Annotated in this window: 10 protein-coding genes; 6 read left to right on the plus strand and 4 right to left on the minus strand. The window is 43.1% G+C overall.

Translation table 11 applies throughout. The features are described 5' to 3' along the window. The first annotated feature begins 23 nt into the window (after nt 1-23). From LX73_RS01565 to LX73_RS01580, 4 genes are all read left to right on the plus strand, one after another. On the plus strand, nt 24-2,528 hold the full coding sequence (locus LX73_RS01565) for an efflux RND transporter permease subunit (protein ID WP_148897708.1): 2,505 nt from the start codon (nt 24-26) through the stop codon (nt 2,526-2,528). Nucleotides 2,529-2,986: 458 nt separating this feature from the next. Further along, the gene (gene mgtE, locus LX73_RS01570; RefSeq protein WP_148897709.1) at nt 2,987-4,369 is read left to right on the plus strand and encodes a magnesium transporter; all 1,383 of its coding nucleotides are present in this window, start codon (nt 2,987-2,989) and stop codon (nt 4,367-4,369) included. A 32-nt stretch (nt 4,370-4,401) separates the two neighbouring features. Further along, complete coding sequence (locus LX73_RS01575) at nt 4,402-5,250, plus strand: thymidylate synthase (RefSeq protein WP_148897710.1); 849 nt, start codon at nt 4,402-4,404, stop codon at nt 5,248-5,250. Beyond that, nucleotides 5,247-5,720 carry a dihydrofolate reductase gene (locus tag LX73_RS01580; protein ID WP_148897711.1) on the plus strand — a complete coding sequence of 158 codons (474 nt, stop codon included), beginning with the start codon at nt 5,247-5,249 and terminating at the stop codon, nt 5,718-5,720. The genes LX73_RS01575 and LX73_RS01580 overlap by 4 nt, the downstream gene beginning before the upstream one ends. A gap of 161 nt (nt 5,721-5,881) precedes the next feature. Here LX73_RS01580 and LX73_RS01585 read toward each other — a convergent pair whose 3' ends face one another. After that, entirely contained in the window at nt 5,882-7,138 is a 1,257-nt protein-coding gene (locus tag LX73_RS01585; protein WP_148897712.1) for an HD domain-containing protein, read from the minus strand. Between the two features lie 65 nt (nt 7,139-7,203). After that, nucleotides 7,204-7,650, minus strand: coding sequence for an acyl-CoA thioesterase (locus tag LX73_RS01590; RefSeq protein WP_148897713.1), 447 nt, complete (start codon nt 7,648-7,650; stop codon nt 7,204-7,206). Between the two features lie 152 nt (nt 7,651-7,802). On the opposite strand from LX73_RS01590, the gene LX73_RS01595 reads away from it, so the two are divergent. Next, entirely contained in the window at nt 7,803-8,882 is a 1,080-nt protein-coding gene (locus LX73_RS01595) for a M20/M25/M40 family metallo-hydrolase (protein ID WP_148897714.1), read from the plus strand. A gap of 59 nt (nt 8,883-8,941) precedes the next feature. Next, nucleotides 8,942-10,921 (plus strand): M1 family metallopeptidase, encoded by a 1,980-nt coding sequence (locus tag LX73_RS01600; RefSeq protein ID WP_148897715.1) that lies wholly within the window; start codon nt 8,942-8,944, stop codon nt 10,919-10,921. 93 nt (nt 10,922-11,014) lie between these two features. Here the strand turns inward: LX73_RS01600 and LX73_RS01605 are convergent, their stop codons facing one another. After that, nucleotides 11,015-11,947, minus strand: a complete 933-nt coding sequence (locus tag LX73_RS01605; protein WP_148897716.1) for an L-threonylcarbamoyladenylate synthase — start codon at nt 11,945-11,947, stop codon at nt 11,015-11,017. Further along, nucleotides 11,940-15,287, minus strand: a complete 3,348-nt coding sequence (gene mfd / locus LX73_RS01610) for a transcription-repair coupling factor (RefSeq protein WP_148897717.1) — start codon at nt 15,285-15,287, stop codon at nt 11,940-11,942. The genes LX73_RS01605 and mfd overlap by 8 nt, the downstream gene beginning before the upstream one ends. Nucleotides 15,288-15,411: the final 124 nt, after the last annotated feature.

Raw genomic sequence — 15,411 nt, forward strand, 5'->3', positions numbered from 1 at the left:
GAATTCGTTGATCGGGTAGCTACATGCACAAATTTTTACAGTTTTTTCGACCTCTTATAAAATTTAACTACAACTATCCCTACTGGGTATTAGGTACAACAGCATTAGCAGCTATTGTGCTTGGCAGTTTTGCAGTTCAACTCACAGTTGACACTGATCTTGCTAATCTGCTACCAGATCAAAACCCTCATGTAAAATCACTTGACAAGCTACAGGAAACGGTCGGAGGGGAGACGGCCATGTCAGTGGCTATAAAGTCGCCCAGCTTTGAGGATAACAAAGCCTTTGCCCGTGATCTTATTGACAGTACGCTTGCGATGTATGATAACAAGCGGGATGCGCCCTTTTTTGAGCGGGTCTCATTTCGCAGAGAAACAACATTCTTAGAAAATAATGCTCTTTATTTTGCAACCAACAACGAACTGAGTGATATCAAGACCTATCTGAAGGAAGAGATTCAAAAAGCCAAAGAAGATGCTAATCCTTTCTTGGTAGATTTTGGTGAAGATGAAGAATCAGCATCAGAAGAAGAAAGTATGAGCGATTTTGAAGAAAGTTACAACGCTCTCATTCCTTCAGAGTACGCCATCAGTCCCGACAGCACGGTGATGGTTGTCGAATTTTACCCTACCGGTTCTAAGAGCAATTTGAGCTATCTGCGGCGTATGTTTAGCTCGTATGATTCACTTCTTGCCGAGATTAATCCTCAGTCGTATAACCAGGCCATGGAAGTAGAATATGGCGGACGATTAAAGCGGCACCTGTCCGAGATTGATTCCATAATGAATGACGTTTTCAATAGCTTTGCTTCAGGTATATCCAGTGTAATACTGTTGGTAATGCTATATTTCTCTTTTAAAAAATATACCAACTATCGTTCTGCTTCCAATGGTGAGGAGAGCAGTTTCTGGATCCATTTAATTCGCTTGCCGGTGCCGGCACTGGTCATAGGTATTCCATTGCTTATTAGCTTAGCATGGACTTTTGGGATCACCTACTTTGTACTCGGATCACTTAATACAATGACTTCCGTATTATTTGTGATTCTTTTTGGAATGGGGATTGACTACGGTATTCACTTTTATGCCCGATATATAGAGTTTCGGGCAGAAGGTACGCCTATTCTGGAAGCATTTTATCAAACCTATGATAATACCGGATCGGCTATAGTAGTAAGTGGATTTACGACGGCCTTTTCATTATTTGTGTTGATATTAGCCCAGTTCAGAGGGTTTTCAGAATTTGGATTTATAGCAGGTTCAGGCATTATTCTGGCACTGTTGAGCATGCTCTATATTATGCCGTCGGTGTTGCTCATATTTGAACGACTCAATTGGATTAAGTTTAATGAACGAGAAGTTGTTTCAAATGATAATTCCGACTCTATGATGAATCGATTTCCCATGGCGCGGAACCTGGTTGTACTGGGATTGGTGATCTCAGTTTTTGTGGGTATGAACTATCAAAAACTGGGCTTTGAGTATGATTTTGGTAAGTTGGAGCCTGAGTTTTCAGAATATGAGCAGTTTAATAAGATGGCTGGGCAGGTCTCCCACTCTGATAAGCGAAATCCTGCCTACATTCTTGCTGACAATCAGCAGCAGGTGATTGAAATTGTGGATAAAATTCGCCAGAAAATGAAGACCGACAGTACACCTACTGTGCTCAGCGTAGAGGCTCTTCCGGAACGATTTCCCACTTCAGAGGAAGCTAATAATGAGAAGCTCAAAGAAATAGCTGAAGTCCGCTCTTTGCTTAATGACCCTTTTCTCAAAGAACAGGACGATCCCCAGCTGGATAAGCTTCGAAAAGCAGCCCAAACACAGCAGAAGCTGGATGTAGATCAGATACCGGATTATTTCAAAAATCAGTTTTTAAATAAACAGGGCGAAGTTGGGAATTTTGTGATTGTATATCCCAGTGTGGGTCTTGCCGACGGGGAAAAATCCATCGCTTTTAAAAATGATATCGGCAAAATAACGCTTGATAGTGGCAAGACCTTCCACGCAGCGAGTACTTCGATTATTGCAGCTGAGATGTTGGAGCTAATGCGTAGTGAAAGCCCTTGGATGGTTGGTGCTACCTTTACTGTGGTGTTTTTGTTAATGCTGGTAGCTTTTCGCTCATTGAAGTGGACTATTATTGCTATGCTGCCGCTTACCGTAGGGTTAGTGTGGCTTTTTGGAATTATGATGCTTACCGGAATGATGTTCAACTTTTATAATCTGGTGGTATTACCTGCAATCCTGGGAATAGGGGAAGACAATGGAGTCCATCTTGCCAGTCGATATCGTGAGGAAGGGAGTAACAGTATGTGGGAGGTACTTTCAAGTACGGGCCAGCATGTGACGATCGGTTCTCTTACAACCATGCTTGGATTTTCTGGACTGTTGTTAACCAATCACCCGGGCTTACAGTCCATCGGGGAAATTGCTGTTATTGGTATCGGGATGACACTGATTGCTGCACTCACATTTTTACCGGCACTTATTCAATGGCTCGACGATCGCAACTGGATTCGCTTCTGATCTTCCAACACCGAGATCGATATTGTGATCACTGATTTTCTACGGCCAATAATAAGTATCCAGCATTTAGGCTCTTCCTCTTTACGGTCTCCAGAATGTGGGAGTAAAAATTAAGGAAACGGTAACAGTTTTGATTTGATCAAAGTTGCTCTTAGGTCCCAATTCGTCTCATTTCGCCCAATGATATCAACAATCCAATGCTGGCTCTGATTGACGATTTCATTTCAAAGCACATTGTGGACATAATTAGCACGCCCAAACCACATGGAATAAGATAGAGCACAAAAAAGTTGAACACAGGGCGCTAAATGTCTGAACCTCCAGTTTCGTCTAGTTCTTATTGGTAGGATAGCTTTGGATGCAATTATTTGTGATCTTCAATCTGCAATTTGTACATTCCCAACGATAAACCCGCGGTTTAAAATCCCGGTAATTGTAAATATGGAAAAGATATTCCAATGATCGTTCATTTACTGAAACCTGAATTTGACGAACTTATTGAGGCCAAAGACTGGGTGGCACTTAAGGATATACTTAATGATGTGCCGGCTGTTGATGTAGCTGAACTGCTCGAGGAGCTGGATGCCGAAATTGCGATTGTGATTTTTCGCCTCCTGAAAAAGCAGAAAGCGGCTGATGTATTTACCTATTTGAGCTCGAGTACCGGTCTTGAGTTAATGAATATGTTTACCGCTCAACAGCTCAGCGAGGTGATGTCAAACCTGGAACCTGATGAACGAGTAGCGTTGATGGAGGAGTTGCCCGGCCACCTTACTCAGCGGGTAATAAATTCCATGAAGACGGATGATCGCAAGTTGGTGCAGCAGTTGCTCGGCTATCCTGATGAGAGCGTAGGGCGGTTAATGACTCCTCGCTATGTAAAGGTGAAAAAGCATTGGACTATTCAAAAGGCTATGGATCATATCCGTAAATTTGGCCACAGCGTAGAGACAGTAAATGTTATTTATGTAGTTGATGAAAATGAGCAGCTTATCGATGATCTTCGGCTCAACCAGCTTATTTTAGCTGATCCTGAAGCGACCATAGACACCTTGATGGACGAAAGTTTTGAGGCACTGAGTGCATTTGATGATCAGGAAGATGCGGTAAAGATGCTCAGTAAATACGATCGGGTGGCCATGCCGGTGGTTGATTCAGATGGCATTCTTGTAGGTATTGTAACAGTAGATGATGTTATTGATGTAGCCGAGGAGGAAACCACCGAGGATATGCAGCTGATGGCCGGTATGGATGTGCTGGATGACTACTATTCCCAGACTTCAATATTTCACATGGTGAAAAAACGAATTGGCTGGTTGGCATTTTTATTCGTGGGACAGCTTTTTACTGCTACTGCCATGGGAGCTTATGAAAGTGTCATTGCCAATGCGGTATTTCTGTCACTGTTTATTCCGATGATTATATCAACGGGTGGTAACTCTGGGACACAGGCAGCGACACTCATTATTCGTGCCTTATCTACCGATGATATTAGTATGAGTGAATGGTTTAGGGTATTAGGGCGTGAATTGTTGTCCGGGTTAATGCTGGGTTTGATTATGGCTATTGTTGGCTTTTTGGTGATCATAAGCTGGGGATTTGTTACCACAGGTGGATTAAGTGAGGAACTTGTGTTAAGTGCATTAGTGGTGGGGCTTAGCCTGATTGGAGTCGTGCTGTGGGGAAATCTAAGTGGTTCTATGTTACCGTTTGCACTTTCAAAAATGGGATTAGACCCAGCTGTAACCTCTGCTCCGTTTGTATCAACGTTAAGTGATGTTACTGGAATTGTTATTTATTTTTCCATTGCTATTGCCTTACTTGAAGGGGTAGTACTTTAACCAAAAGATGAATTGTTAGCAGTGATAAACTCATGAAACAATATCTGGATTTAGTAAACAGCGTATTAGAAAATGGGACCCAAAAAGAAAATCGTACGGGTATCGATACTATCTCGAATTTTTCGGAATTTTATAAGGTCGATCTTTCTGAGGGCTTTCCGCTGTTGACGACTAAAAAAATGTACTTTCGGTCTGTTATCCTTGAAATGCTGTGGTACTTGCGCGGCGAAGATCACATCCGCTGGCTCCGAGATGAAAAAGACTGTCATATTTGGGATGAATGGGCAGACGAGGATGGCAATGTAGGACCTATCTATCCGGTTATGTGGCGACGTTTCCCTTATCATGAAGAGGAGGAGGTACGGTTCGAGGGGAATGCCTCGCACATTGTAAATTCGATGTGGGTTAAGAAAGAATTTGATCAGGTACAGCGTGCTATTAATATGCTTAAAGAAAATCCCAACAGCCGTCGTATTGTTGTAAGTGCCTGGCATCCGGGCCTGCTCGACCAAATGGCTCTGCCGCCCTGCCATGTGATGTACATTTTTAATGTCACTGATGGTAAGCTCAATTGCCATCTTACTCAGCGTTCAGGAGACATTGCACTTGGAATTCCTTTTAATCTGGCGTGCTATTCGGCGCTTACTATGGCTATTGCCAATGAAGTAGGGCTAGAATATGGAGAGTTTGCCCACACCATTGTGGATGCGCACATTTATGAAAATCATGTGGAGGGTCTAAAAGAACAGTTAGAGCGTGAGCCACGCGAACTCCCAACGCTTGAAATTGCTGATAAGCCGGTTGATGATCTTGTCTTTGAGGACTTTGAACTTAAAAATTATGATCATCATCCCGCTATTAACTTTGAGGTGGCTGTATGACCCTTGCTGCAATTGTAGCGCACGATCCCCAGTTGGTCATTGGCAATGAAGGTGATTTGCCGTGGCATTATTCTGAGGACCTGCAGTATTTCAAAGAAACAACAATGGGGCATCCCATTATTATGGGGCGTATTGTTTTTGAAGAGCTAGGTGAAGAGCCGCTGCCCGGTCGCGAAAATATTGTTCTCAGCCGCAGCAAAGAGTATGATCATGTGCCTGCTTTTTCGTCATTTGATGATGCTATTGAGCACGTTAAAGATGAAGAGCTGGTGTTTTTGATCGGCGGCGAAGAAATTTACCGACAGTTTTTGTTTCGGGTGGATAAACTTTATGTAACCGAAATTCACCAGGCATATGAGGGGGATACTTTCTTTCCGGAATATCGCGATGAAATTGGCAACGTGTGGAAAGAAGTTAGCCGTGAGGACAAAGATGATCTTTCGTTTGTCGTTTATGAGCGGGTAGATTAGATATGTTACCATTGAGGTACTAAGAACACGACGGGTTTTCTCTATCTTATCTGGCTTGTAGCTGCTATCCAATGAAAAAATTACAAAAGTTATGCTAATTCGTTTGGTAGCACACTGAGTACTGCCGAGGGTAAAAACGTTCTCGTTCTCTCAGTGATTGTTTATATTTCAATATCTTTCAGATGTACTACATAAGGTTTTACCACAGGTTCAGTGAGGGCAATAATATTTTGGGTATCCGCTGCTTTTGAAAACTCAACCGCTTTATCTTTTTCCTCTAAAATCCAGATACCTTCATTTTCATAGCGATAGGCTTCGCTATAGCTCACAGCAAAGTTATAGTAGTATTTTGATGAAGTCTCATCATGAGGGAGTCCTCTATCTTTAAGCGATCTCTGGGTTTTGACCTTTACTTTTTCCGTAAGTTCGTCTGAGGGCTTGTTATCCAAAAAGGTTGTTCTAAACAAAGACCGCGATTGAAATCGTTTGCAAAGATTAGCGAGAACAGGATCATCTTCATATTGCCAGTATTTGATACTTTGGAACACATCATTATCGTCAAGGCGCAGATATTTTTTAAGTACCTTTTTGGGAATTTCTTTTTTTGCACTTGGTTGTTCTTCAAGGAAAAACTGCAGGGCAGGGGAGGCGTGATACAGATCTGTTCCTGATTGTATAAGCTCCCGCACGCGCTGAAAAATGTTGCGAATTAAAATATCAGCACTTAATACAGTTTTATGAAGATATACCTGCATATACATTAATCGCCGCGCAAGAATATAGTTCTCTATTGCATAAATGCCCTTCTTTTCGATTACAATGTTTCCCTTATGTACACGCATGGTTTTCAGGATACGCTCAATGCCTACCGACCCTTCATATACAGATGTAAAAGCACTGTCGCGCTTCAGGTAATCCAGCCGGTCTATATCAAGCTGGGATGAAATAAGTTGGTTCAGGAAGGGTTTCTTAGGATACTGATCGGTAAATATTTTTATAGCTGTATCCAGTGCACCGTCCATTTCTTCATTGAGATGACGCATGACGGCCAGAGTCATCTTTTCGTGGTGGAAATCTTCAATAAGATTGAATTCTAACGTATGCGAAAGGGGACCATGGCCAACATCGTGTAGTAAGACTGCAATTAGTGTGCCTTCATATTCGGCCGGGCTAATAGTGGTATCTTTTTCGCGAAGATTATTGAGCGTTTGTTGGGCAAGCTCCATGGCACCCAAGGCGTGAGAAAACCGAGAGTGTTCGGCTGCAGGAAAGACTAGATATCCCAGTCCCATTTGCTTAATACGTCGTAATCGCTGAATATACGGATGGTCGATCAGGTCTAGGATAATACCTTTTGGCACGGTAATGAAACCGTGAATGGGATCGTTAAAAATTTTGTACTGCGTACTCTTATCCATCTGGTTATTATTAGAACTTCATTATATCAGTTTTTACAAATCCTGAATTGCTTAAAATAAAAATGTTAGTCAAAAAGGCTATCTGGTAATATAACTTCATTTGTGTTGGCGATGTCAGGTAGTCGGGCAGGACGCTGTTTTTCAAGGTCAAACCAAACACCGTGCGCTTTGGCCACCGAAGCCAGCTTCTTGTCATCAGCTGTGTAAATAGCTTGAAAGCTGGTGATGCTGGAGTTACCGAGTTCTTTAATGCCGGATCCAATGAGCAGATCGGCGGGGTATTCCACGGGAGAAATAAAGTCAATTTCAATATTCGCCAGTACAAAACTATAGTGGCTTTTCATCTGCTCGGCAAAGCTGGGGACCTGACGGATAAAATTGATGCGTGCCTCCTCATAATACGTACTGAAAATAGCATTATTAACATGGTTTAGCGGATCTAAATCCCGAAAGCGAATGGGGAGCTTACTCCAGTACGGGAAATGGTCTTGTTGATATTTTGGTCGATGCATAAGTCTGATTATAAGCTAGTAATGGTGAACTCAAAGATGTGATCTTCTGTGGCTAAATCAAAAGATGATCACTATGAAATTACATTTAGTTGATCACTGTTGAATGTTTATATTCTGAAACTTGAAAAGAAAAATGAATGTAATATTGAACTATGTTTGACAACACAGAAAAAGAATTTCTCGAAAAATTATTGATCACTCCCAGCCCCACCGGTTTTGAATCCGCTGGACAAAAGGTCTGGAAAAATTATGTCACCGACTTCGCTGATAAGGTACAGGCGGATGCTTACGGTTCTGCCAGTGCTAAACTCAATACCAGTTTTGATGTGGTTACGGTGATGATTGAAGCTCACTGTGATGAAATTGGCATGATTGTGCAGCATATCACTGACGAGGGATATATTTACGTAAACAAGCTGGGTGGCAGCGATTCGACTATTGCACGTGCTAAACGTGTTCATATCCATACAAGAGAGGGTATAGTATCAGGTGTAACAGGTAATACAGCTATCCATTTACAAGAGAAGAAAAATGGTGGTGGTGAGGAACCTGCTTGGAAAGATATTTACATCGACATTGGTGCCGAAGATAAAGAAGAGGCCCAGAAGATGGTACAGGTGGGTAACCCAATTACCTATGCCGATGAGTTTGATTACTTGTCTGATGATATTCTGTCGGGCCGTGGTGTTGACAATCGCATTGGCGGATTTATGATTGCACAGGTGCTCAAAAATTTGACCGAACGACGTGATGAGCTGGATGTAAATGTGGTAGCTCTGAACTCCGTACAGGAGGAGGTAGGCGGGTATGGGGCCCGTATGATGAGTTATCGTATTGATCCCGATTTTGCCATGGTGACTGATGTAACGCACGCTACGGATACGCCCGGTATCAGTCAGAAAGAACACGGGCAAGTAAAACTGAAAAAAGGACCCGTTATGCAGCACGGCGGTGCGAACCACCCCAATATTGTAGAATTTGTAGAAGATGTTAGTGACGAGCAGGAAATCGATATCCAACATGCAGCTACGAGTGTACGTACCGGCACTGATACCGACAGTATTTTCTATCAGAAAGCAGGTATTCCAAGTGCGCTGATTTCTCTGCCATTACGTTATATGCATTCGCCCGTTGAGACAACGTCTATGACGGATGTACAGTCTCTTATCTCATTAATGACCGAATCAATTTTAGCCCTGGATCCCGACCAAACTTTTCACGTATTGGAGTGATCCAGACGTTAAACCAATAGTACATTGCAATTATAAAGCAAATTAAACCGATCATTCTTATGAAACGAAGATCTACACTTGTTCTGCTTTTGGCGCTGTTTATGGTTGCTCCATTATATGGCCAGCAGACAAACACTGTTCAAGAAGCTTTTTTACCCTTTGATACCGGTCGTAGTACCGACTATAGAACGGCCGGCGGGGCTCCGGGAGCTGATTACTGGCAAAATTCAGCTGATTACGAAATTGATGCTCAGCTTCAGCCTTCGAAGCATAAAGTAAAAACATCTATTACCATACACTACACGAATAACAGCCCCAATGATTTGGAATTTGTATGGCTCAAGCTTGACCAAAACCTTTTTGATAAAGATTCCTGGGGAGCTAAGCTAACACCTTATGAGGGTTCACGATTTGGGAATAAGGCTTTTGACGGCGGTATTACGCTTAACAAGGTGTCAGTTTCTCAAAATGGATCTTCTTACAATCCGGAGAAACATAGCGTTGGTACAAACCTGAAGCTCGAATTACAGGATGCGCTCGAAGCCAAAGGTGGTAAGGCCACAATCACGATTGATTACACGTTTATTATTCCTGAATACGGATCCGACCGTCTGGGCCGTCTGGAAACGAAGAACGGTATTATTTACCAAGTGGCGCAATGGTATCCGCGCATGGCCGTCTATGACGATGTAAAAGGGTGGAATATTCTACCTTATTTAGGCGCGGGTGAGTTTTATATGGATTACGGAACCTTTGATTATTCCATTACAGCCCCGTCGGATTATATTGTTGCAGCATCCGGAAAGCTGGAGAATCCTGACGAAGTACTAACGAACCAACAGCAGCGCCGATGGAAGAAGGCAACGAATAGTGATGAACGTGTGTATATTATCAACAAAGAGGAGGTAGGCACCGATGCTTCTCGTCCACAGGGTAGTAAGAAGCTTACTTGGGAATACAAGATTGAGAATGCCCGCGATGTCGCTTGGGCTGCTTCAAAATCCTTTATCTGGGATGCAGCACGCATCAACTTACCTGACGGTAAGCAGTCGCTGGCTATGTCGCTATATCCCGAAGAAAGTGCAGGAGACTCTGCTTGGGGACGGTCAACAGAATATGTAAAAGGCAGTATTGAATTTTATTCAGATTATCTGAAATCATATCCTTACCCCACTGCCATAAATGTTGCAGGAACAGTAGGCGGCATGGAATACCCCGGTATTGTGTTTTGCAGCTGGAAGGCTACTGAGGGAGGATTATGGGGCGTAACAGATCACGAGTTTGGTCATATCTGGTTTCCCATGATTGTAGGATCAAACGAGCGCGAACACGCCTGGATGGATGAAGGCTTCAATACGTTTATCAATAGTTTAAGCACTAAGAATTTTAATGATGGAGAATACTACAGTCCTTCGACGCCGCGCGATGTTGCTGATTGGCTTGATAGTCCAAAGTCGGAGCCTATCCTTTCGGCACCTGACCAGGTACAGCCGGGTAACTTGGGCATTGTAGCATATTATAAACCATCATTAGGGCTGCAGATGCTCCGTGAATCTATTATTGGTCCGGAGTTGTTTGATGAAGCCTTTACCGAATATCTCGATCGCTGGGCTTACAAGCACCCTACACCCAATGATTTCTTTAATACGATGGAGGATGTAAGTGGTCGTGAGCTAGACTGGTTCTGGAGAGGATGGTTTAAAAAGGCATGGAGTTTGGATCAGGCTGTAGATTCCGTTAGCTATATTGAGGGCGACCCATCTGAGGGTTCTCTGATCAGCATCAGCAATAATGATAAGATGGTAATGCCGGTGAAAATGAAAATTACGCAGTCTAATGGTAATACCGAGACGGTTCGCCTGCCGGTGCAAGTTTGGCACCGCGGTAACAGCTGGACTATGGATTACAATTCGAATTCGAAAATTGAAAAGGTTGTGATTGATCCGAAGAAGGAATTTCCAGATGTGAATTCCGAGAACAATATTTGGAAGTCAGAACCGACGGATGAGAAAAAAATGAAGGGTTCGTCCGGTAATTAAGAATAAATAAATCTAGCAAAAAGGTCTGCTCGTTGATGAGCAGACCTTTTTTATTTATTAATACCTTTTCCCAAAAAGGTGCTGTTTTTTTTACTACCCAATAGCTTTTTCGATGCGGTTGAGTAGTGGAGATACCATTGGTTTTGTTAGCAGGTTCTTGGAAAATGGCTCTACGGCGATGGTTGTAAAATTACCATGATCAGCCTGTCGAAATCGGTCGTACAATTCGTGAGCCATACGCTCATAATCTCCCTGATAATGTAGAATGTTATCAGTTGTTGTTTTTTGAGGACGGTTATGCAGTATATAGAGGGTACTATCATCAGTAAGGTCAGCGTCTTCTGTCATCCATCGAACCGTAGCTGTTGGGGAATAATGGGTATATTTTGTACCCGGACTTTTAGCTGGGGTATTGTCGCCGGTGCTTTTAGTGATCTCAACTTTTTTATCAATTACCTGCTCAATTTGCTTTGCACTTATGGCACCGGGACGATAAATACGGTATGGCTCTTGTGATACGTCAAGCACCGTTGATTCTAGCCCAATATTAGTTTCACCCGCATTAATGACGGGAAAATCATCGCCAAAATCTTCTTTTACGTGTTTAGGTTTGGTAGGGCTGGGCCGTCCCGAGGAATTAGCACTAGGGGCGACCAGCGGTCCGGTTTGTGTAATAAGCTGTTGAGACAGTGGATGATTGGGCCAGCGGAGCGCTACGGTATCAAGTCCTGCAGTAATAATATCCAGCACTTCCGGTTTCTTACGAAAGATTAACGTAAGCGGACCGGGCCAGAAGGCATCCATTAACTTTTCGGCATCATCGTGAATGTCTGTTGCAAAATCTTGTACTTGTCGACGATCTGAAACATGTACAATAAGCGGGTTGTCCGCGGGACGCCCCTTGATTTTAAATACCTTTTGGATGGCATTTCGATTTTGAGCATCTGCACCCAGCCCATACACTGTTTCGGTCGGGAAGGCTACCGGCTGCCCTTCTTTTATGAGTGAGATATATTGATTAAGCAAGGTTAACCTCTTTACGTTTTGATGTAGTTAGTTCCTTTAAAAACTCTGCAGCAGCCTCCAGATTCGGAATATCGTGAATTACAAAGCGTACACGGTCGTCTTTTTGAACCAACTTAAACCGATCTTCGGCATTGTCCTGCATCTTTTTGAGCAACATTTGAAATCGGTCCCCATAAAATTCTTCACCCAGTTCAGAATCATGTTTGGGTAAATTGAGCCACATACGATCAGAACGGATGCGTGCTTTGGTGACAAACAGTTCTGAAGCATAATGTGTAATAACAGTAGAGGTAATAAGATTTTGTGCTGCATCCGTAATGGGACCAAATCGGTCTTCCACCTCTTCTTTCCATTCGTGGATTTCTTCAAGCGATTCAGCACCGGCCAGCTTTCGATAGAGGTTCAACCGTTCTACATTATCCGATACATAATCGTCTTCAAGCAGGGCAGGGCGGTCAAATTCAACTTGTGTATCGGGGCGCTCTATCTCTACTTCTACATCATCAAACACATCGTTAAACTCTTGTTCTTTAAGCTCTTTAACAGCGTCATTGAGAATCTTTTGATACAAGTCAAAGCCAAGGTCATTAATGTAACCGCTCTGTTCAGCACCCAGGATGTCGCCGGCACCGCGAATGTCAAGATCACGCATGGCAATATTAAAGCCAGATCCGAGATCTGAAAATTCTTCGAGTGCAAGTAGCCGCTTTCTTGCTTCATCAGTAAGCGATTTTATATCTGGTGTAATCAGATAACAAAATGCTTTGCGGTTGGATCGGCCTACACGTCCACGAAGCTGATGCAGTTCGGCCAGCCCAAAGTGGTCGGCACGGTTAATAATCATTGTATTGGCGTTGGGGATGTCGATGCCGTTTTCCACAATATTAGTAGAGAGCAGTACGTCAAATTTGTGGTCATAAAAATCTTCGATAATGTTTTCGAGCTTTGAAGAGCTCATCTGTCCGTGGGCGTAGCGGATGCGCACATCGGGTACCATCTTACGTACCATATTAGCTACCGACTCAATATTCTTAACTCGGTTGTGGATAAAGAAAACCTGCCCGCCGCGGGCCGTTTCCTGGGTAATGGCATCCCGAATTAAATCTTCATCGAAGCTATGTATTTGTGTTTGTACCGGCTGACGGTTCTTTGGCGGTGTGTTGATGATGCTGAGGTCACGTGCACCCATCAGCGAAAACTGTAGTGTCCGCGGGATAGGTGTGGCAGTCAGGGTTAGAACATCGATAGTAGCACGGTATTCTTTGAGCCTTTCTTTTGCTTTGACGCCAAAACGTTGTTCTTCATCCACAACAAGTAGTCCCAGATCATCAAAATCCACATCTTCGGATGTCAGCCGGTGGGTTCCTACCACGATATCTACCTTGCCTTCTTTAAGCTTCTTGATAGTTTCTTTTTGCTCTTTTCGCGATCGAAAGCGGGAGAGGACATCCACCGTAATAGGAAAATCTTCCATCCGCTCAGCAAATGTCTTGTAGTGCTGATCGGCCAGAATAGTGGTTGGTACCAGCACAGCTACTTGTTTATGATCCATTACAGCTTTAAAAGCAGCACGGACAGCCACTTCAGTTTTACCAAAACCCACATCGCCACAGATAAGACGGTCCATGGGCGTGGTGCTTTGCATATCATCTTTAACTGCCTCGATAGCCTCGCGCTGGTCAGGCGTTTCTACAAATTCAAAGCGGGCTTCCATCTCAGTTTGCCAAGAAGTATCCCGCGAAAAATCGAAGGCTTTTTTAGATTTACGTTTTGCATACAGTTCTATAAGATCACGCGCAATGTCTTTGACCTTGTCTTTTGTCTCGGCCTTTTTGCGTGCCCAGCGGCCTGATCCTAGCTTGCTGATACGGGGACTGGTCCCTTCTTTACCAGAATACTTCTGAATTTTATGCAGGCTCGAGACGTTTACGTAAAGCACCGAATTTTCCTGGTATCGCAGTACCACTGATTCTTGTTCAATACCGCGAACTTCTATTTTTTTGAATCCCGCAAATTTCCCGATCCCATAATCGACGTGGACCACATAATCTCCCACATTGAGGTCGCGCAGCTCCTTTACTGAAATATTATTTTTGTGCTTCTTACGGCGGACCTTTGGCCGGTGATAGCGATTAAAAATCTGATGGTCCGTAAATACGGCTAGCCCTTGTTTGTTAAGGGTAAATCCCTCGTGGATAGTTTCTACAGAAAGATGGTAGCGCAGTTCTTTAGATGGTTCACCAAGCAGTTCTTCAAAACGGTCACGTTGCCCCTCATTATCGCAGAGAATATAGGTATCAAAACTTTGATTGGTCAGCGACTTTATTTTGTCGCGCAATAGTTTAATACTGCCGTTAAAATCAGGCTGAGGCTTGGCGTCGAGACGGTAAGTCCAATCCACAGTTTCTTCCTCCGAAAAGCCCCCCATATAAATAAGCGGATGATTATCCAGTGACTGTTCAAAATGTTCAGGACTCACGAAAAGTTTATCAGGGGATAGGTGTTCTTCATCCTGGTCCAGTTCGTCATAAGTGCTTACAGCTTCTGTATATTGATCCTCTATTTCACCATGGATAAGCGAGTGATTAAGCATGATGATGACGGTATCATCATCGAAATAGGAGAGAAGACTACTTTTTTGGTCTTGGCGAAGTCCTGAAGCATCGGGGACAAATCGAACGGCATTTAAAAATGAGACAGACCGCTGAGAATCAGGGTCAAATTCTCGAATAGAATCAACTTCGTTACCGAAAAATTGCAGTCGGATAGGGTATTCACCTGAAAAAGGGTAGACATCCAAAATACCGCCCCGATGGGCAAATTCTCCGGGGTGATTTACAAATTTTACCGGTTCGTAATCCTGATCTACGAGTTGTTCTTTTAGTTGGGCTGGATCAACAGTTTCTTCAATCTCTATTGTGATGGAAGCTTGGGCAAAATCATCTGGAGCTACTATTTTTTCAAAAATAGCAGGAGCTGAAGTGATAGTGAGAGATTTAGGATCATTTATTACTTTTTCAAGTACCTGCGAACGTTGTACTACCGGTGCGCTGTTGGTAATCTGCTGTTCATCATAGGGATTATGTCCCGTGGTGGGGAAAAAATTGGCATGTGATATATCAAGATTTTCGAGATCACCCTGCATAAATTCAGCAGATTCTGTATCTGGATGGATGACAACCAGTTTATCATATTTTTGTGCAAGTTTGGCAACAAGCATGGATGGGGTAGATCCCACGAAGTGGTCCAGAAATACTGTATGCTTATTATTGATTTGGGTATGCAATTGCTGCCACGGCACTTGGGCAGAAAATGTTTTAAGAACAGACTGTAACGCCATGAAAAAAGAAGAGATTAAAATTTATGCTTTTAGAAATGCTGGCTTAAAAATAAGTAATTAAACAGTCTTTTTCTGTTCTCTGAGGGGATCTTTTTAACACAATTGGAAGGTTCAGAGTTGTTTA

It is taken from the genome of Fodinibius salinus (assembly GCF_008124865.1).
GTDB classification, from domain to species: Bacteria; Bacteroidota; Rhodothermia; order Balneolales; family Balneolaceae; genus Fodinibius; species Fodinibius salinus.

Bases quoted from the DNA above. Each gene is read 5' to 3' on its own strand.
- LX73_RS01565 (WP_148897708.1), top strand. From the start codon at position 24: ATGCACAAATTTTTACAGTTTTTTCGACCTCTTATAAAATTTAACTAC.
- mgtE (WP_148897709.1), top strand. From the start codon at position 2,987: ATGATCGTTCATTTACTGAAACCTGAATTTGACGAACTTATTGAGGCC.
- LX73_RS01575 (WP_148897710.1), top strand. From the start codon at position 4,402: ATGAAACAATATCTGGATTTAGTAAACAGCGTATTAGAAAATGGGACC.
- LX73_RS01580 (WP_148897711.1), top strand. From the start codon at position 5,247: ATGACCCTTGCTGCAATTGTAGCGCACGATCCCCAGTTGGTCATTGGC.
- LX73_RS01585 (WP_148897712.1), bottom strand. From the start codon at position 7,138: ATGGATAAGAGTACGCAGTACAAAATTTTTAACGATCCCATTCACGGT.
- LX73_RS01590 (WP_148897713.1), bottom strand. From the start codon at position 7,650: ATGCATCGACCAAAATATCAACAAGACCATTTCCCGTACTGGAGTAAG.
- LX73_RS01595 (WP_148897714.1), top strand. From the start codon at position 7,803: ATGTTTGACAACACAGAAAAAGAATTTCTCGAAAAATTATTGATCACT.
- LX73_RS01600 (WP_148897715.1), top strand. From the start codon at position 8,942: ATGAAACGAAGATCTACACTTGTTCTGCTTTTGGCGCTGTTTATGGTT.
- mfd (WP_148897717.1), bottom strand. From the start codon at position 15,287: ATGGCGTTACAGTCTGTTCTTAAAACATTTTCTGCCCAAGTGCCGTGG.